Source organism: Pseudoalteromonas sp. 13-15, from assembly GCF_001468205.2.
Lineage (GTDB): Bacteria > Pseudomonadota > Gammaproteobacteria > Enterobacterales > Alteromonadaceae > Pseudoalteromonas > Pseudoalteromonas marina.
Window position 1 is genome coordinate 174,243 of record NZ_CP019162.1, and the last position, 17,351, is coordinate 191,593.

Annotated in this window: 16 protein-coding genes and 1 tRNA gene; 11 read left to right on the forward strand and 6 right to left on the reverse strand. The window is 38.3% G+C overall.

Going from position 1 to position 17,351, the window contains the following annotated elements:
• Positions 1 to 171 precede the first annotated feature (171 nt).
• Positions 172 to 2,127, reverse strand: coding sequence for a fused MFS/spermidine synthase (locus tag ATS72_RS00860; RefSeq protein WP_235591618.1), 1,956 nt, complete (start codon positions 2,125 to 2,127; stop codon positions 172 to 174).
• Between the two features lie 174 nt (positions 2,128 to 2,301).
• Between ATS72_RS00860 and ATS72_RS00865 the strand changes: the two genes are divergently transcribed.
• From ATS72_RS00865 to ATS72_RS00895, 7 genes are all read left to right on the forward strand, one after another.
• Positions 2,302 to 4,302 (forward strand): winged helix-turn-helix domain-containing protein, encoded by a 2,001-nt coding sequence (locus ATS72_RS00865; RefSeq protein ID WP_235591619.1) that lies wholly within the window; start codon positions 2,302 to 2,304, stop codon positions 4,300 to 4,302.
• A 52-nt stretch (positions 4,303 to 4,354) separates the two neighbouring features.
• Positions 4,355 to 4,729 (forward strand): DUF4112 domain-containing protein, encoded by a 375-nt coding sequence (locus tag ATS72_RS00870; protein WP_058428598.1) that lies wholly within the window; start codon positions 4,355 to 4,357, stop codon positions 4,727 to 4,729.
• Between the two features lie 68 nt (positions 4,730 to 4,797).
• Positions 4,798 to 5,445, forward strand: coding sequence for a glutathione S-transferase family protein (locus ATS72_RS00875; RefSeq protein ID WP_058428599.1), 648 nt, complete (start codon positions 4,798 to 4,800; stop codon positions 5,443 to 5,445).
• 107 nt (positions 5,446 to 5,552) lie between these two features.
• Positions 5,553 to 6,107: an elongation factor P hydroxylase gene (locus ATS72_RS00880; RefSeq protein ID WP_058428600.1), complete on the forward strand. Its 555-nt coding sequence runs from the start codon at positions 5,553 to 5,555 to the stop codon at positions 6,105 to 6,107.
• Complete coding sequence (locus ATS72_RS00885) at positions 6,097 to 7,260, forward strand: ATP-NAD kinase family protein (protein ID WP_058428601.1); 1,164 nt, start codon at positions 6,097 to 6,099, stop codon at positions 7,258 to 7,260. Before ATS72_RS00880 ends, ATS72_RS00885 begins: the two co-directional genes overlap by 11 nt.
• On the forward strand, positions 7,257 to 7,532 hold the full coding sequence (locus ATS72_RS00890; protein WP_006793362.1) for a YfcL family protein: 276 nt from the start codon (positions 7,257 to 7,259) through the stop codon (positions 7,530 to 7,532). Before ATS72_RS00885 ends, ATS72_RS00890 begins: the two co-directional genes overlap by 4 nt.
• A 145-nt stretch (positions 7,533 to 7,677) precedes the next feature.
• Positions 7,678 to 9,234, forward strand: coding sequence for an AbgT family transporter (locus tag ATS72_RS00895; protein ID WP_058428602.1), 1,557 nt, complete (start codon positions 7,678 to 7,680; stop codon positions 9,232 to 9,234).
• A gap of 230 nt (positions 9,235 to 9,464) precedes the next feature.
• Here the strand turns inward: ATS72_RS00895 and ATS72_RS00900 are convergent, their stop codons facing one another.
• The 3 genes from ATS72_RS00900 to ATS72_RS00910 all read right to left on the reverse strand — a co-directional run bounded on the left by ATS72_RS00900 (position 9,465) and on the right by ATS72_RS00910 (position 12,312).
• Entirely contained in the window at positions 9,465 to 11,267 is a 1,803-nt protein-coding gene (locus tag ATS72_RS00900; protein WP_006793364.1) for a DEAD/DEAH box helicase, read from the reverse strand.
• Positions 11,268 to 11,426: 159 nt separating this feature from the next.
• Entirely contained in the window at positions 11,427 to 11,690 is a 264-nt protein-coding gene (locus ATS72_RS00905; RefSeq protein WP_010555975.1) for a GrxA family glutaredoxin, read from the reverse strand.
• A 127-nt stretch (positions 11,691 to 11,817) separates the two neighbouring features.
• Positions 11,818 to 12,312 (reverse strand): TlpA family protein disulfide reductase, encoded by a 495-nt coding sequence (locus tag ATS72_RS00910; RefSeq protein WP_006793366.1) that lies wholly within the window; start codon positions 12,310 to 12,312, stop codon positions 11,818 to 11,820.
• Positions 12,313 to 12,612: 300 nt separating this feature from the next.
• On the opposite strand from ATS72_RS00910, the gene ATS72_RS00915 reads away from it, so the two are divergent.
• Both ATS72_RS00915 and ATS72_RS00920 read left to right on the forward strand, forming a co-directional pair.
• On the forward strand, positions 12,613 to 13,140 hold the full coding sequence (locus ATS72_RS00915) for a redoxin domain-containing protein (protein ID WP_058428603.1): 528 nt from the start codon (positions 12,613 to 12,615) through the stop codon (positions 13,138 to 13,140).
• Between the two features lie 309 nt (positions 13,141 to 13,449).
• The gene (locus tag ATS72_RS00920; RefSeq protein WP_010555978.1) at positions 13,450 to 13,896 is read left to right on the forward strand and encodes an Hsp20 family protein; all 447 of its coding nucleotides are present in this window, start codon (positions 13,450 to 13,452) and stop codon (positions 13,894 to 13,896) included.
• A gap of 66 nt (positions 13,897 to 13,962) precedes the next feature.
• Here the strand turns inward: ATS72_RS00920 and ATS72_RS00925 are convergent, their stop codons facing one another.
• Positions 13,963 to 15,519, reverse strand: a complete 1,557-nt coding sequence (locus tag ATS72_RS00925; protein WP_058428604.1) for a cryptochrome/photolyase family protein — start codon at positions 15,517 to 15,519, stop codon at positions 13,963 to 13,965.
• 163 nt (positions 15,520 to 15,682) lie between these two features.
• The gene (locus ATS72_RS00930) at positions 15,683 to 16,144 is read right to left on the reverse strand and encodes a globin (protein WP_008128088.1); all 462 of its coding nucleotides are present in this window, start codon (positions 16,142 to 16,144) and stop codon (positions 15,683 to 15,685) included.
• Between the two features lie 391 nt (positions 16,145 to 16,535).
• Between ATS72_RS00930 and ATS72_RS00935 the strand changes: the two genes are divergently transcribed.
• Positions 16,536 to 16,612, forward strand: a tRNA-Met gene (locus ATS72_RS00935).
• A gap of 282 nt (positions 16,613 to 16,894) precedes the next feature.
• Positions 16,895 to 17,350 (forward strand): ribosome maturation factor RimP, encoded by a 456-nt coding sequence (rimP, locus tag ATS72_RS00940; protein WP_006793371.1) that lies wholly within the window; start codon positions 16,895 to 16,897, stop codon positions 17,348 to 17,350.
• Position 17,351 lies beyond the last annotated feature (1 nt).

Below are 17,351 nucleotides of genomic sequence, written 5' to 3' on the forward strand. Positions count from 1 at the left end.
TTTTTTATGTTTATTTTTCTTATAAATTTTATATTGGTTTACTCAATATTGCAGCGCTAGGTAACTGAATTAAATCCAGAAATCTATAGTCCTGTGAAAGTTTAAGTAGGTATTGATTTATTTGAATAAAGAACACCTATAATACTTTGGGGCGAAGTCCCATTTTTCGGTTTAAAATTTTATTAGGGGTAATGAGCTATTTTTTTGATCCGTCCAGTGTACTAACTGAGAGTCTGGGTAGAATTTGATTGGCGATAACTCACTGATTTCAACAGTATCTAAAAACCGTTGGTTGCTGGTTAATACAACCCATTCAGAGTCTAATGCAGTTAATTTATTTGCACTGTGCTTAAACTTTATTAATGCTTTATCAAAGTAAGTACTATGCGCTTGGATCACTGGTAGTAAATCTATATGATTATTTGATATATGGATGATTAAAATACCGTTTTCACTTAATCGTTGCCAGTACAGCTCAAACGCTTCTTGAGTTAATAGATGGGTGGGAATGACGTCACTTGAAAATGCATCTATGACTAATGCATTCATTAAAGGTGCATTACTTTTAAACTCGTTTGCTAATGCGACTCTGCCATCACCAATGGTGACATTTACTTTAGCAGGGCTGTTTTTAAGGTAATCAAAATATGTATTTGCCATAGTGTATACCGCGGGGTTTAGCTCATAGAAATGCACTGAATCGTGCTTGTCAGCGAGACTAGCCAACACTCCAGCACCTAACCCTACCACGCCCATGTTGAGCTTTTCTTGGCTTTTAAGTATTGCGAGCGATTTAGCAACGCCTGTGTGCTGATTATAATAACTGCTAGCGAGTGCATCTTGACCATGCAAAGGCTGCGAGCCATGTATTGTGGTGCCATCAATTAAGCGCCTTTGTGCAAGCTCGGGAGTATTGATATCTTTTACTGTGAGGTAACCATAAAAATTTCTCTGCGATGCAACGTTATATTGATTAAAACTAGAATAAAGAACTAAATAGCAGCCACACCACAGAGCTGTCGTACCGATTAAAAGCGTATTTATTTTTTTAAATTGAGTCAGATGAATGTAACTAATAAGAATTAGCAGCACTGCTAAAGCGACGATATACTCGGTGATTTGTTCAAACAGCAGTGGAGCAAATAACGTTGTAAATAAACTGCCAAGTGCGCCACCTAAAGCAATATATAGATAAAAGTGTGTTAGTAATGTACTTTGTGGTGCGAGTTGCCTCAGTTCCCCATGGCAAATCATGCAGCCACTCAATAGTATAAAGCTATAAATAACAATTTGTGCAATTGCATTAAACTGACTTCCTAAAAAGTACATTATTAGACCTGTAAATGCGCTGAATATAAAAGCATATACCCAAACAGAACGGTTATAGTTATTTTTATTGGCAAACGTATAACTAAAACTACCTAAATAAATAGCAAGCGGCACCACCCATACAAGTGGCATAGGTGGGATATTAGTACTGATCATTTGCGTAGTCGCAATTAGCATTATTGAGCTTGTTGCGGATAAAATAATCCAAAGCACATTTGGTTTTTTGAGAATGGTTTGAACGTGTGGTAGTGATGAGTTACTTACTTTGCTGCTCTTGCTTAAGAGTTTATAAGCTAAACAGATTAATAGCATGCAGTAGGTAAGCAGCCCTATTTGCCAGTAATGTTTTTGTTGTGGCAGTGAAAAAAACACTTCAAATACGATTGGGTAGCTTATTAAGGCTAATAAAGAGCCAAGGTTAGAAACCGAATACCAATGATAGGGCACGGTATTTTTACCATGCTCAATGTACCATCGTTGCATAAGCACACTAGTCGCGCTCAGTAACATAAACACTAAGCCAATTTGATTTAGTAAGTTTGCCATTACGGACCAGTTAGGAGCTAAGTTTAAATTAACATGGACCTTGTTTAGGCTAATTAAGCTTGCTAAAACAACAAGCGAAATATGGATTAGCATTTGTTTTTTTAAAGGATAACGACTTAAAAAATGTGCATAAAAGTAGCCAAGTAATAAAACAGTTTGATAAAAAAACAGACTGGCTGACCACACCGATGCGCCGCCTCCAAATCGCGGTAACAGCTCTTTAGATAGCATAGGTTGAATTTGAAATAGCAAAAAGGCGCTAACAAAAATGGTTAAAATAAATATGATACGAAGCATGGATTTTAATTATTAATGAATCATGTGAGCAGCATTGCGGGTAACTGATTAAGCAGCAATGGAATTAGCCTAGAGTTTCTCTTAAGAAAACCTTAATATATGATTTATAATAATTTATTGGAGTAGCTAGTGGGCAAGTTTGTAATAGGGGAATTTGCTATAGATGTCAGTCGATGTAAAATATCATCAGCTGACACAGAGCAAGTCGTTGAACCTAAAGTCATGGATGTACTGCAATACCTTTATTCACACCGGGGTACTGTGGTTAGCCAAGAACAAATTTTTTCAGCCGTATGGCCCAATGCGACATTTAGCCCCAGTTATGTACAGCGCTGTATTGCATTGCTAAGAAAAGCATTGAGTGAAGACTCAAAAAATCCACGCTATATTATTACTCACCCAAAACGTGGATATAGCCTCGAAGTAGCTGAGCCTCAGTTAAATAAACCCAAGCGTATATATTTGTCTGCGTTGGTCATTTTAATGGTCACGTTGATTGGGGCTGTAAGTTGGTTGTATCCCGATACACCCCAAGTAAAAACACACTTTACTAAATTGATGCCCATTTCTTCGAGTGAAGAAAATGAATCCAGTATTTCCTTATCACATAATGGTGAGCATATAGCGTTTGTGCGTGGTGATAAGCCAAATCAAACTATCTGGTTAAAAAACTTACGCTCAGGAAAAGAAATTAGATTAACCCAGAAGCAATCAACCTATCACAGCCTAGGCTGGAGCAGAGAGGACAGTGAAGTCGCATTTGTGCACCAGCAAGATACTCAAACACTGGGGTATTTCACCTTAGATAAACTGACATTACAACCTGCCAACTACAGAGAAGTTTATACTTTTAAAGACTTTACTGTGACGAGTCAGCAGTTAGAGTGGGCCAGTGACAACCATATTTATTTTATTGAAAAACGCCAAAGCGATAATCATACTCAACTAAGTGCAATTGATTTAACAACGCAAGAAAAACGTGTTATCAAGTCATCCGCAGGACAGGATTGGATGAAGTTGCAGGCATTATCACCGAGCCAGCAGTCTATTGCACTAGCTTATGAAGCTGGGCAAAATAAATACAGAGTTGATTTGCTCGACATTAAGACAAGCACAACGAAAACATTAGCGATTGTTGAAGATTCAGTACAGGGATTGAGCTGGCACCCCGATGAACAACAATTATTGATTAGTAATAAGCATGAACTCCAGTTATTAAATTTACAAGGGCAACTAAAAAAGTTGGCGTTTAATAACTACCACATTATTAGAGACGCGCATTTCTCGTTGTCAGGTAACGATATTTTAATGGAATTAGTTAAGATTGATGTGGATATCACCCGCTCTACTCGTCAAGCGCCAACGCAATTTGAAACCCTTGTAGATACCTCATCGATCGACTTTTTACCTGTGTATTCCCCTGACTCGTCAAAATTTGTATTTGAATCTCATCGTTTTGGTACAAAGCAATTATTTTTGTATGAAAATAGCACGCAAACGCTGATTTTTTCGAATCCAGATAATGAAGAACTATTTGGTATAGTTTGGTCAAAAAATGGTGAAGAGGTGATCACTGCTAGTAAAAATACACTCTTTCGAATTAATTTCAAAGAAAAGAGCTTTGTGAGTATTCCTCACTCCTATCATTCATTTTATCTACGAGAAATGTATCACCACGAAGACGCTATTTTAGTTTCTTATCGCGCTGCAGACGGTGTTACTTTTCACCCAGCTAAATTTGATTTAGAAACGCTCGAATTAACACCTTATACAGGCTCTGGAAAGCGATTGGCATGTTATGCCATGGATATTGATCAACAGGATCAGGTTTATTTTTCCAATGAAAAACAGATCTTTAGATTGAACAAAAACAAAGAACTTGAGACTGTTTGGCAATCAACTGCAAAAGAGATCATCGGTTTGAGTGCCGGAGCTACAATGATGACAGTCACACTTGCAGATAAAGACGGTTATGAGATAAATGAAATAGACTTTAAAACAGGTCGTAATAAAACTATATTCACCGGCAAAGATGATGGGAAAATGCTAATAAATGCATCCCATGATTTTCAGCAATTTCTTTATTTAACAGAGCCGAAAAGAACACGTACCTTAGTGCGCTTAAATTAACAATTATAAAAATTAGTAATTGTCAAATTATGAAATTAAAGATAGGGGGGTTATGAAGACAAACACGCAACACCGCCAAGCAGCATTAAAACGCTTAGAAAGGTTTAGTCAACTAACCGACAGTAGTATTCGTTTTCCTTTTACAAACTTTAGGTTTGGTATTGAGGCGGTTATTGGTTTTGTACCCGTTGTAGGGGATGTGATAGGGCTTATTTTATCTAGTTACGTATTATTTGAGGCTCATAAGTTAGGTATTAGCTGGCATGTTAAACTGCGGATAATTATTAATATGCTGATAGATTTTTTTATCGGATCAATCCCTCTTTTTGGCGATATATTTGATGCGTTTTTTAAAGCTAACACCCGAAATACACTCATACTGAAAAAGTATATTACTAAGCAACTAAATAAAAACAGTAACGGGTAATTTTTAGTATTTATTTTGCGATTAATTAATGTACAGTTGGGAAGTTCGTTTTTAACAAGGAATAGGTAATGGAATTATTTATCGGCAATAAAAACTACTCAAGCTGGTCATTGCGCGCATGGTATTTAATGAGTAAATTTGAATTGGAGTTTGATGAAATTCAGCTTGTACTCGATACCCCAGACTTTTACTGCGAGTTAAAAAAACATTTTACAGTTCAAAAAGTACCCGCATTAATTGATGGTGATTTACATGTGTGGGACTCACTTGCTATTTGTGAATACATTAACGATGCGTACCTTTCGCAAGTAGCCTGGCCTAAATACGTAACGCAGCGTGCAACTGCACGAGCTTTAAGCGCTGAAATGCACTCAGGCTTTATGGCTCTTCGAAGTGAAATGCCAATGAATATAAGGGCAAAGCGAAAAATTACACTTTCAGATGATGCTAAAAAAGACATCGCCCGCATCGACGACATATTTGCTAAACAGCAAGAGATTTACCCAAACCAGTGGATGTTTGGCGATTTTAGTATTGTTGATGCAATGTATGCCCCCATTGTACTGCGATTGAAAACCTATCAGGTAACCTTGTCTAAAGCCGCTAATAGTTATTGCCAACATGTATTAGCATGCCCTGTATTACAAAGCTGGATAACTCAAGCACTGCAAGAAACCGATATTGTTGATGCAGATGAAGCTGGGGTTGATTTATAAATATAGGTCAGTAAGCGACTTTTACTTTAGCTATAAAAGCCCGTACAATTCGTCTCGTTTTTAGTGCGCCAAAAGGCGCTTTAACCGAGACGAATTAGTCGTATTATATGCATCAAATCGCTGATCTTATTTCTATTTTCGAAAACACATTTTACCAAAGCCATAATACAAGGCTGATCAAAGGTGATTGTGAGCCCGTGTACCTTCCCGCAACACAAGACACCCCTTATCATCAAATTGTGTTTGCACATGGTTTTTATGCCAGTGCCTTGCATGAAATAGCCCATTGGCTGGTTGCGGGCATTGATCGTCGACAACAAGAAGATTACGGCTATTGGTATTGCCCCGATGGCCGCGATAAACACCAGCAGGCTGAGTTCGAAAGTGTAGAAGTCAAGCCACAAGCCATTGAATGGCTATTAAGCACCGCAGCGGGTTTTTCCTTTAATGTATCGGTAGATAATTTAAATGGTGAGCAAACGTGTCGTTTTGATTTTCAAAAGCGGGTGCACCAGCGCGTACTTACGTTGATTGAAAGTGGTTTTAATGCACGAACTCAATCATTATTAATCGCGCTTACTCGTTTTTATCACACACCATGGCCAATGACTGTAAATCAGTTTGATTGGCAACACCCTCAGGAGTTTTGTGATGCAGTTTAAATTAGGTTTAATTATAAACCCTGTAGCAGGATTAGGCGGAAGTGTCGCCCTCAAGGGAAGTGATGGGGCGCAAACCGCAGCAAAAGCGATTGAGCTAGGTGCACAACCTAAAGCAAATAGCCGTACTAAAGTCGCACTAGAAATACTGTTACCGTATAAAGAGCAGCTTGTTATTTATACCGTAAATGGCGAAATGGGCGAACAAACAGCAAAAGCTTTAGGTTTTAATGTTGAAGTTGTATACAACACAGACGCAGTAACAACGCCGGATGATACCGAGAATACCGCAAAGGTGTTAAAAAATGCCGATGTAGATTTAGTTTTATTTGCAGGTGGCGATGGCACCGCTCGTAATATTTGCCATGCCATTGAAGATACTGTCCCAGTACTTGGCATTCCTGCCGGCTGTAAAATCCACTCTGGCGTATATGCCATTACACCAAAAGCTGCAGGGCGAGTTGTTGAAATGCTCGTAAAAGGCGAATTAGTGACGTTAGCTGATGCCGATGTGATGGATATTGACGAAGACGCATTTAGGAAGGGTACAGTAAAAGCTAAACGATTTGGCGAAATGCAAATACCCAGCGAAGTACGTTATGTGCAAGCTGTAAAAAATGGCGGGAAAGAAACAGACGAATTAGTACTTTCAGATATAGCCGCTTACGTTGTGAGCGAAATGGACGAAGACACACTTTACATTATGGGTAGTGGTTCAACAGTCGAAGCTATAATGGAAGAAATGGGCCTTGAAAATACTTTGTTGGGTGTTGATTTAATAAAAGATCAAACACTTGTAGGCCAAGACCTAACAGCCGCCGACTTACTTGAACTCACCCATAAGAAAAAGACCAAACTTGTGATCACTTTAATTGGTGGGCAGGGTCATATTTTTGGTCGCGGAAATCAGCAGCTAAGCCCTGCGCTTATCCGCGCTATTGGCAAAGAGAATATTATTGTTGTTGCAACAAAAACCAAGCTACAGGCATTGAATAACCGCCCGTTAATTTGCGATACAGGCGACAACGAACTAGACGACGAATTAACAGGTTACATAAAAGTAACCACCGGATTTAACGACCATATTATGTATGCAGTAGGGCACCAATACCAAGATGAAACGGGTGCTATACAAAATCAGGAGATAAACAAGTGACCTTAGTAAACTATATTGACGCGGCTCAACAGTATTATGATGATTTAGTTATCAAAGCAACGGATGACGAATTATTTGCAGGCGGCTACTTACGTGGTCATTTTGATCTTGCTGTAGGCTATGCTGAAGTTGAGCAACTTACTATCAGTATTGAGCAGTTAAACGAAACAGTAGAGCAAAGTCTTGTAAAAGCGTACCGTAACGGAGAACTTAACGAAGAAGACAAGGCACTAGTTGTTCGCTTATGGGAAGAAGTTAAAGCGCTCGCTTAGTAACCAAATGAACAAAAAAAGCACGATTATCTTTGGTAATCGTGCTTTTTTTATTTAACGTTCCTAAAATAGCTTTTTACGTTAATTTACTGTTGCGTATTAATGCGATATTGTTACTTAAATAAATTTTAATGAGCGAAATACAATGAGTAATAATCAAGATGCTTTACCTTCAGGAGTTGTTGCGCGCTTCTTGAATGTAGTTGAGCGGGTTGGTAATAAGCTACCTGATCCAGCAATTATATTTTTATTTGCTATGTTATTAATATGGGGTTTGTCGTGGTGGTTTTCTGGCGTAAGTTTTGATGCAATTGATCCGCGTACAGGCGAAGCAATTATTATAAACAACATGCTTGCAAGCGATTCGTTGGCCACTTTTTTATCTTCAATGGTAAAAACATTTACCGGCTTTGCTCCTTTAGGCGTAGTACTTGTGGCTATGTTAGGTGTTGGTGTAGCTGAGCACTCAGGCTTTATTAATACTGGCCTTAAGCTAATGTTAAAAGTAACGCCTAAAAAGCTGTTAACACCGTCTATTATTTTAGTTGCTATTGTAAGCCATACAGCGACGGACGCAGGTTACGTGCTTGTGATACCGTTAGCTGGCGTAATCTTTTATGCAGCAGGAAGGCACCCATTAGCCGGGATTGCAGCGGCATTTGCCGGTGTAAGTGGTGGCTTTGGCGCCAACTTTATTCCATCCGGAATAGACCCACTACTACAAAGCTTTACACAAAGTGCTGCTCATATTATTAATCCTGATATGTCGATAAATCCATTAAATAATTGGGCGTTTGCATCAGCATCAAGCATGTTTATTGTATTACTGGGTTGGTATATTACCGATAAGATTATTGAACCTCGTTTACAAAATACGCCACTTGATGGAAACAGTGAAGATTTACCTGTTTTTGAAGATGCTCGAAGCGATGAAAAGCGCGCATTCTTCATAGCAAGCAGCGTAATGATTGCAGGCATTGCTTTACTTGCGTATGTCTCTGCACCGGTAGATTCAGCCATGCGTAGTAGCGATGGCTCCTTAACTAATTTCCGTTCACCTTTGATGCAATCTATTGTGCCGTTGATCTTTTTGTTATTTTGGATCCCAGGCGCAGTATATGGCTTTACAGTAGGTACATTTAAAAGCTCTAAAGATATGATAGATGCCATGAGCAAGGCAATGGGCGGTATGGCTTACTACATTGTTATGGCATTCTTTTGTGCGTTATTTATTGCTGCCTTTAGTAAATCTAACTTAGGGGCATTACTTGCAATCGAAGGGGCGCAGTTATTAAAAGCCATGGCTCTTCCAAGTTCGGTAACGGTGGTAGGTATTATATTTTTAACCGCATTCGTTAATTTATTCGTAGGCTCTAGCTCGGCCAAGTGGGCATTACTAGGGCCGGTATTTGTGCCTATGTTAATGCAACTGGGTATTTCACCTGATTTAACGCAAGCGGCTTATCGTGTTGGTGATTCTAGCTCTAATATTATTACACCGCTTATGCCTTACTTCCCATTAGTTGTGGTCTATTGTCAAAAGTACGTTAAAAGTACGGGAATTGGGACGCTAATAGCGATGATGCTGCCATACTCGGTTGCATTTTTAATAGGTTGGAGCTTGTTTCTACTCGGTTATTGGGCATTGGGTATTCCGCTAGGGTTAGATGCAAGTTACGTGTATCCAGTAGTAGCGCCTTAACATAGAGCATTCGGTACAATACAGTAAAAGCCTCACTATTAATAAAATGGTGAGGCTTTTTAGTTTTAATTGAATGAATTTACACAGAAGTTTATAGTCGCTGTGCTTTGAAGATAATCATGGTTTGCGGTTGTGAGTTACGCAGAACAGCTTGAACCATTACTTAAATTTTAGACACAAAAAAACCTTGGCACTCTCGTACCAAGGTTTTTTTATTAAAGAATTGTTGCTTACTTAGCGGTAAAGCTAACTGGGCGACGTTCTTTACGAGGTCCGCTACGCTTATCACCGCGTGGGCCATCGTTACGTTTTCTATCACCAGATGGGCGTTCGCCACGTGGTTCAGCTGGGCCTTGATCTTGTGTAATTGTCATACCCATTGGGCGTTTACAAATAAACACTTTTTGGAAATGATCCAGTACATCTTTAGGCATGTTTTGTGGTAACTGAACAGTGCTGTGTTGATCGTGTAAACGAATGTCACCAATAAACTTGCTTGAGATATCAGCTTCATTAGCAATTGCGCCAACAATATTCTTAACCTGAACACCATGCTCACGACCTACTTCGATACGGTAAGTATCCATAGGGCCTGCATCACGGCTGTTACGCTCGCGCGGTTTACGTTCAGAACGTTCACCACCACGTTCGTTACGACGTCCGCGATCACCACGGTCATTGCGTGAATTGCGTTCATTACGCTCACGTGGTTGAATCTTAACTTCTTCAACTTTAATTGGCGACTGTTGCTGTGCCAAACACAGTAAAGCACCCGCTAAGTTTTCAAGAGGAAGGTCAAGCTTTTCAGCCATGTTAGTAGCCACTTCGTTAAAGAACGTAATGTCTTTGTTTTCAAGCGCAATACTTAATTTTGCTTGTAACGCAGCGATACGTTTTTCTTCAACAACTTTAGCTGTTGGTAATTCAACCTGTGCAATTTCAGACTTAGTATGACGAATGATATTTTTAAGTAAGTAACGTTCGTTATGCTTAACAAATAAAATTGCTTTACCAGTACGACCTGCACGACCTGTACGACCAATACGGTGAACGTAGGCTTCAGAATCTTGTGGAATGTCGTAGTTGATAACTAAGCTTAAACGGTCTACATCAAGACCACGAGCTGCTACGTCTGTTGCAATAACAACGTTCAGCATGCCACTTTTTAAGCGGTCAACAGTGCGTTCACGTGCTTGCTGGTTCATGTCACCATTAAGCGGAGCTGCAGAGAAACCTTCGCGCTCTAATAATTCAGCAAGTTGAACGGTATCGTTACGTGTACGTACGAAAACAATAGCACCTTCGTATTGCTCAGCTTCTAAAAAGCGAACAATCGCTTTGTTTTTATGTACGCTTGCGTTCCAAAACACTTGCTCAACAGACGATACTGTCGAGTTACGCGCAGAAATATGAACCTGTTCAGGGTTATTCATATATTTGCTGCTGATGTTTTGAATTTGCTTAGGCATGGTCGCAGAGAAAAGACATGTTTGCTTTTCGCGCGGTGTTTTTTCCATGATGTTTTCAACATCATCGATAAAGCCCATACGTAACATTTCATCGGCTTCATCAAGTACAAGTGCTTGAAGAGCATCAAACTTGATAGTGCCACGGTTAATATGATCGATTAATCGACCCGGAGTAGCAACAATGATTTGAGCGCCACGACGAAGTGCGCTTAATTGAATGCTGTAGCTTTGGCCACCGTATAGTGCTAATACTTCAACACCACGAGTACCTTTTGCATATTGTTCAAATGCCTCAGCAACTTGGATCGCAAGCTCACGTGTAGGTGTGAGTACAAGGATCTGTGGCTGTTTCACAGACGGGTCAATATTGTTTAGTAACGGCAGTGCAAATGCTGCGGTTTTACCTGTACCCGTTTGTGCTAGTCCCAGTACGTCCTTTCTTTCTAGCAATAACGGTATACATTGAGCTTGGATTTCAGATGGTGTCTTGTAACCCAACTCTTCAACTGCCTTCAAAATTGCAGGAGAAAGATTTAGAGATTCAAACGTGACTGGTTCTGACATTAATACGCCTCAACGAATTTAAAGAGGCGCGCATTATATAGGATTAGCGAGGCAAATGCTTGTATAAATTAAAACTAATTTGTATGTGCTTGATGTTGGTTGAAATTTAACCAGTTCAATTGTGGGATTATTGAACTGGTTAACAAATTTAATGCACGACTACTTGTACAAGCCTAGGTTTTCTTTTGCATAAGCTTCAAATTCGGTAAAACCGCCAATGTGACTTTGATCAACAAAAATTTGCGGGACAGTAGGGCAAGGTTTACCTGCTGACTTCTCTAAATCGGCTTTGCTTATGCCTTCTTTTATGATGTCGATGTAACGAAATTTAAAATCATCGCGCTCGTTGGCAAGTTGCTCTGCAACATCTTTGGCACGAACACAAAATGGGCAGCCTTCACGGCCAAAAATTACTGTAAGCATAGTGCTCTCCTTTATTTGATTCGATTTAGTTTAAATGATTAAAAAATATAATAAAGCGCAAAAAAGTGATTGTGCCATTCTATTATTGCGATGAACATTAATTTGACCGAGTCATGGACGGCATAATTCACCACGTCCTTGCCGCTATTCCTAATTGGGTTGAATAGCCCATTGCGTGTGCTGTTATCTGTAAATTTGCATTTATTACGTAGTAAGTTGGAAAAGCGCTTACTTTATAATTTGATTGGGTATATTGATTACCAAGAAGTATGGGCATACTTAGGTTTAAGTCATCAATAAATTGAGTAACTTGTTGCTCATTTTTATAATCAAGGGCAATACCAATTACATTAATGTCTGAGTTTATTAAGGTGCTTTGTAAGTTGGGCATGCTGTAGCGGCATATTGTGCACCAAGGAGCAAAGAAATACACAATGGTTGTTCTCCCTTCAAGCTCTGCAATACTAAATCTTTCGTTATTTTTATTTAAAATAGGCAAGTTAAAATAAGGGGCAGGAGTGTGGCTTGTTTCAAGTAAATTACGCGTTTGGTAGGCACTTGCTAAGTAAAACACGAGTATTGCTAAACTTAAATTTATTAACGTGCTACGTATTAATGCCATTGATTTTATCTGACCTATTTATAATTAAAAGCCAACCCTAACATAAATGCTAAGCAGCCACTGTTATTTGACAGACAGAGCTTTAGCGTTTGCTTGTGTATCAAGCCCAGTTGCTAATAAAGCCTATGTTAAAGTTTCACTGTTTTACACAAATCAGGCCTTTAGCTAATAAGGTCTGCTGATTACGTTAGAAATTTCCTGATTACATTTTAATGGTTGAATTTATAACTTTAACCCTAAGCTCTATATTTGAGACGAACATATAGAATATGTTTTTTAACTGCAAAGGAGATCAAGATCATGAGCAATTATTTACAACCAGCAATGAAAATGCCTTCACTTAAAGTTAAAGATAATGAGAACAACCTTGCTGACGTGTCGGCTCGACAGACAGATTTACCCTGGAAAATGATAGTAATCTATCGCGGAAAGCATTGTCCATTATGTACTAAACAACTTAATGCACTTGCTAAAATGAATGATAAATTTAAAGATGCAGGGGTAGAGATTGCCGCTGTTAGTGGTGACAGTCACGCACAATTAACAGAGCATCTAAACGATTTACACGTTAATTTTCCTCTTTATAGTGGGTTATCATTAGCTCAAATGACTGATTTAGGCCTGTATATTAGTGAACCACGCAGTGAAAAAGAAACCGATCACCCATTTGCTGAACCTGCTATTTTTGTAATTAACGAGCATTATCAAATTCAGATACTAGATAAATCAAATGCACCTTTTTCACGCCCTGATTTAAATGATTTGTTGGCTGGCATTGAATTTATTCGCGAAAACGATTATCCAATTCGTGGCACATTAACACACTAATTAGCGATGAATACTTAGCGCTAATCTACAATACTGAACAACCATTTTGAGGCATTAAAAGCATTTGACTTTTTAATGCCTCAAAATGGGTTACTAATTTCACTAGTTTATAAAATGAGGAATTTTTTTAAATATTTTAATTTATTTACTTGAAAACATTTTTACCGTCCATATATAGTTTAGTAGGACGCCTGATGGGTCCTAAACTAAACTTAAACAATTGAAATTTATATTATTAATTTATATTTGTTAGCGCTTGTTCAAATGAAAAGTGCAAACAAAATATCGCTTAAATATGAGGATATTATTATGCGTACAGTAGACTTATCACCACTTTATCGTTCATTCATTGGATTTGATCATTTAGCGTCTTTAATGGATGCTGCGGCGAATACAGACAAACAGCCGAGCTTTCCTCCTTACAACATTGAAGCACTCGATCAAGACAGATACCAAATCACTATGGCTGTTGCCGGATTTAGCGACAACGAGCTAAGCATTGAGTCAGAAAATAACACATTAAAAGTAGCGGGTATAAAAGCTAATAAAGATGAAAACAAAGAACGTAAGTTTATTCATCAAGGAATTGCAGAACGCAATTTCGAGCGAAAGTTCCAGCTAGGAGACCATGTTAAAGTACTTGGCGCCGACTTAGCAAACGGCTTACTTACTATAGAGCTTAAGCGCGAAATACCTGAAGCATTAAAACCGCGCAAAATTGAGATTGGCCAAGGACGCTTACTAGAAGATAGCTAATCTGGTTATTAACAACATTTTTTTCCCTGATTATTTGGCCGCCTCTCCTGAGGCGGCTTTTTTGTGTCATAAAGACTCAATGTTATTTATGTAGTGTGTAGCTTGATTAAGTGTGTCTTCGCGTAATTCATCGCTTTGCTTATCCCAATTTCTATAAACCATGCCTATGCGTGGATTTTTCTCTAGTTTTTCGCGGTGTGTTTGCATAAAACGCCAATATAAACTGTTCAGTGGGCAAGCTTTACCCCCCACTTTTTGTTTCACGTCGTATTGACAATTTTTGCAGTAGTCGCTCATTTTATTGACGTAATTGCCACTTGCAGCATAGGGTTTAGTGGCAATAATTCCATCGTCTGCAAATTGGCTCATTCCACGTGTGTTAGGCATTTCTACCCACTCAATGGCATCTATATAGACACCTAAGTACCAGTTATCAACTTCGTCAGGGTTTATTCCGCTGAGTAAACAAAAGTTACCAATGATCATCAAGCGCTGTATATGATGAGCATAGGCAGTATCTAAGCTTTGCTTTAATGAGTGGCTCAAACAGTTCATTTTTGTATTACCATCCCAAAAATATTGAGGGAGCTTATTATTGGCTTTTAGTTGATTTTTAGTCGCGTAGTAGGGCATGTTTACCCAATAAACAGCACGAACGTATTCTCGCCAACCGAGTATTTGTCTGGTAAACCCTTCAACTTGTGAAAGAGATATCTCGTCAGGCCGTTGCTCGAATTCAGATATTACACGTTTGATTACATACAAGGGGTGAAGAAGTTTAGTGTTTAGGGCAAAAGAGAGCCTGCTATGGTAAAGACTGGTATTGTCTTTACTTTGATCTGTCATTGCATCCTGAAACTTACCAAAATTGACAAGTAAATGCTCACAAAAGTATTCAAGAGACTCTTTGGCTTGCTTACGTGACGTAGACCATTCGAGTTTTCCTTCTTTAATTTCTCCAAAGTAAGCGATGTTGTGTTTTTTTAAACGAGCGAGGATATGACTTACATCGTTTTTAAATAATTTAGGCTCTGGGATAGATTTTAAGTCTTGCTTAGAGAATTTATTGCGGTTATTACTGTCGTAGTTCCATTTACCGCCAGCTGGCTTATCGTCCTCCATTAATAAATCATATCGTTTACGCATAGCACGATAAAAGTGCTCCATGGTCACGTGCTTATCTTTTTTGAATCGATCTTTAATTTCGCTAAAGGGCAGTAAAAAATGCTCTGAGTCATATGCTGATACATTTATTTTGGATGATTGTTCAAAATCAGCTAATTGCGATTTTAACCTAAATTCGTCTGGGTATAAGTATTCTATGCAGGAGCAGTTATATTTCTTAGCAACACGATTTAGTAATGCGGGTAGGTGTTTATCTTCGTGTGTGTCGTCTAGGGTTAAGTGCAATACATTGAAACCTGCAGATTTTAACGCAGTTGCAAAGTTTTCCATCGCATTAAAAAAAGCACAAAGCTTTTGCACATGGTGTTTAACGTAATTGGTTTCTTGTTTTAATTCTGCGATAAGGTAGAGAACATCGTCTTCTTTACCTTTAAACCAAGAATGAGAAGGATTGAGTTGATCGCCTAAAATGAGTCTTAAGGTTTTGTAAGTCGCCATGATTAAACCAAAATTGAATTTGTACGAGGATGTCTGCTTAATCGATCGCTGTAATATTAATAACAAATTGTATAATTTGAGCTTTATTTAAATATTCGTTAATGAGTGTATAAACACTCATCAAGCATCAAATTTGATATGAATAGACTCAATTAAAATCGCCTTAGTTATTATTGCTTTGCTTTTGCTTCGAAAGTTGGGTTAAGCACACTACGTTAGAAACGTTAAACAGCGTATCATTCGTATAGCGTTCAAAGTAAGTAAGCACTTTGCGCCATGCTAAATGACTTTCTTCATTAAAAAACCGACCTAAATGTTCAACTAATGTTACATAAAATATATCAGTCAGAGGTTTAATATCACTCTGCTGAATATTTAATTTTTTTAAAAACTGTAAGTGATGGCTCAGAAATGGCGCAACCGATGATGGATTATCAATATTTTTGATTATGCGCTCTAAGGTACAATATAAAATATAACTTTTTTCGTTAAACTGTTCAGCTGTTAGCGTGTTCATCGAAATATCTGACTCTACAAGCTTTCTATGAAAACGCGCGGTAAATGCATGAAAGTTTGGTTTTATGATGCCAATACTTTTTAATAAAACAGATTTATGTGAATTCATCAGAGCCTCACAGAAGATTAAAAACTTATTTTTTTTATTTTTATTATTATAGCTCGCGTAACAAAAATTACACGTTTTTTGATATAAAAGTATTAATTTGTTGATAACTTTTTGAGTTCTATTGTTTTTTAAATAAAAGTGAGAGTAGTTATTAATTCCATTATTGTGATTTCACTAGGCTTAACTAGCAAATGATTAGCCGTTTAAAATAAGTTTATACCCATAATAGGTATAATGTTTTATTTCCTTATGTCTGATTTGAACTGTATTTCCAAAGTTATTGGTTATTATGGTTGCTAATTATCCCCAACATCCCTATAATAGCGGCCATTGTTTAGTCTGTTTTAAAACAGCTAACAGCGATGTTAAATCAAGGTTTGATATCTATTGGCGCGGGATGGAGCAGCCTGGTAGCTCGTCGGGCTCATAACCCGAAGGTCGTCGGTTCAAATCCGGCTCCCGCAACCAATTCTACTAATAAGTGAAAACTTATTAATTTATATCGCGCATTCTATGTAATGCGCGTTTTGCGTTTAAGCTAATGTAGTTTAATTTGGTCAGTTACTGACTCGCAACCAAGCTCGGCCCTAGGCCACACAGTTTTGTGCTTTATTGGTGTGACGCCCCGCTTGGTTCGGGGCGTTGTTGTATCTGCACCTTTCTTAATTTATGGCTGTTGTCATTAAATTAAAATTTAAACTCAGTATTTTAGGGCTATAAGCCCTTTTTTTGTTTGTATGGAGGATTTTCGTGACAAAACTTGAACAAGATTTAGTAACCATGTTAACGCCTGCGGTAGAAATGTTAGGCTTTGAGTTACATGGTCTTGAATTTGTACAAGCGGGTCGCCATTCTACCTTAAGAGTATATATTGCTCATGAGGATGGGATCTCAGTTGATAACTGTGCGGACGCTAGTCGCCAAATTAGTGCGATTTTAGATGTCGAAGACCCAATTACAAATGAATATGATTTGGAAGTGTCGTCTCCTGGTGTTGATCGTCCATTATTCAAACAAGATCACTACGAGCAGGCGCAAGGAGAGGAAGTACGCGTGCGTACTAAACTTCCACAAGACGGTCGTCGAAATTTTAAAGGCGACTTAATAGCAGTTAGCAGCGATATGATCACACTATCTAGTGATGGTGTAGAGCATTTGATCATGCTTAGTAATATAGAACGTGCGAATTTAATCGCAAAGTTTTAAA

Coding starts and splice junctions, on each gene's coding strand:
- ATS72_RS00870 (WP_058428598.1), top strand. CDS start 4,355: ATGAAGACAAACACGCAACACCGCCAAGCAGCATTAAAACGCTTAGAA.
- ATS72_RS00875 (WP_058428599.1), top strand. CDS start 4,798: ATGGAATTATTTATCGGCAATAAAAACTACTCAAGCTGGTCATTGCGC.
- ATS72_RS00880 (WP_058428600.1), top strand. CDS start 5,553: ATGCATCAAATCGCTGATCTTATTTCTATTTTCGAAAACACATTTTAC.
- ATS72_RS00885 (WP_058428601.1), top strand. CDS start 6,097: ATGCAGTTTAAATTAGGTTTAATTATAAACCCTGTAGCAGGATTAGGC.
- ATS72_RS00895 (WP_058428602.1), top strand. CDS start 7,678: ATGAGTAATAATCAAGATGCTTTACCTTCAGGAGTTGTTGCGCGCTTC.
- ATS72_RS00900 (WP_006793364.1), bottom strand. CDS start 11,267: ATGTCAGAACCAGTCACGTTTGAATCTCTAAATCTTTCTCCTGCAATT.
- ATS72_RS00905 (WP_010555975.1), bottom strand. CDS start 11,690: ATGCTTACAGTAATTTTTGGCCGTGAAGGCTGCCCATTTTGTGTTCGT.
- ATS72_RS00910 (WP_006793366.1), bottom strand. CDS start 12,312: ATGGCATTAATACGTAGCACGTTAATAAATTTAAGTTTAGCAATACTC.
- ATS72_RS00915 (WP_058428603.1), top strand. CDS start 12,613: ATGAGCAATTATTTACAACCAGCAATGAAAATGCCTTCACTTAAAGTT.
- ATS72_RS00920 (WP_010555978.1), top strand. CDS start 13,450: ATGCGTACAGTAGACTTATCACCACTTTATCGTTCATTCATTGGATTT.
- ATS72_RS00925 (WP_058428604.1), bottom strand. CDS start 15,519: ATGGCGACTTACAAAACCTTAAGACTCATTTTAGGCGATCAACTCAAT.
- ATS72_RS00930 (WP_008128088.1), bottom strand. CDS start 16,144: ATGAATTCACATAAATCTGTTTTATTAAAAAGTATTGGCATCATAAAA.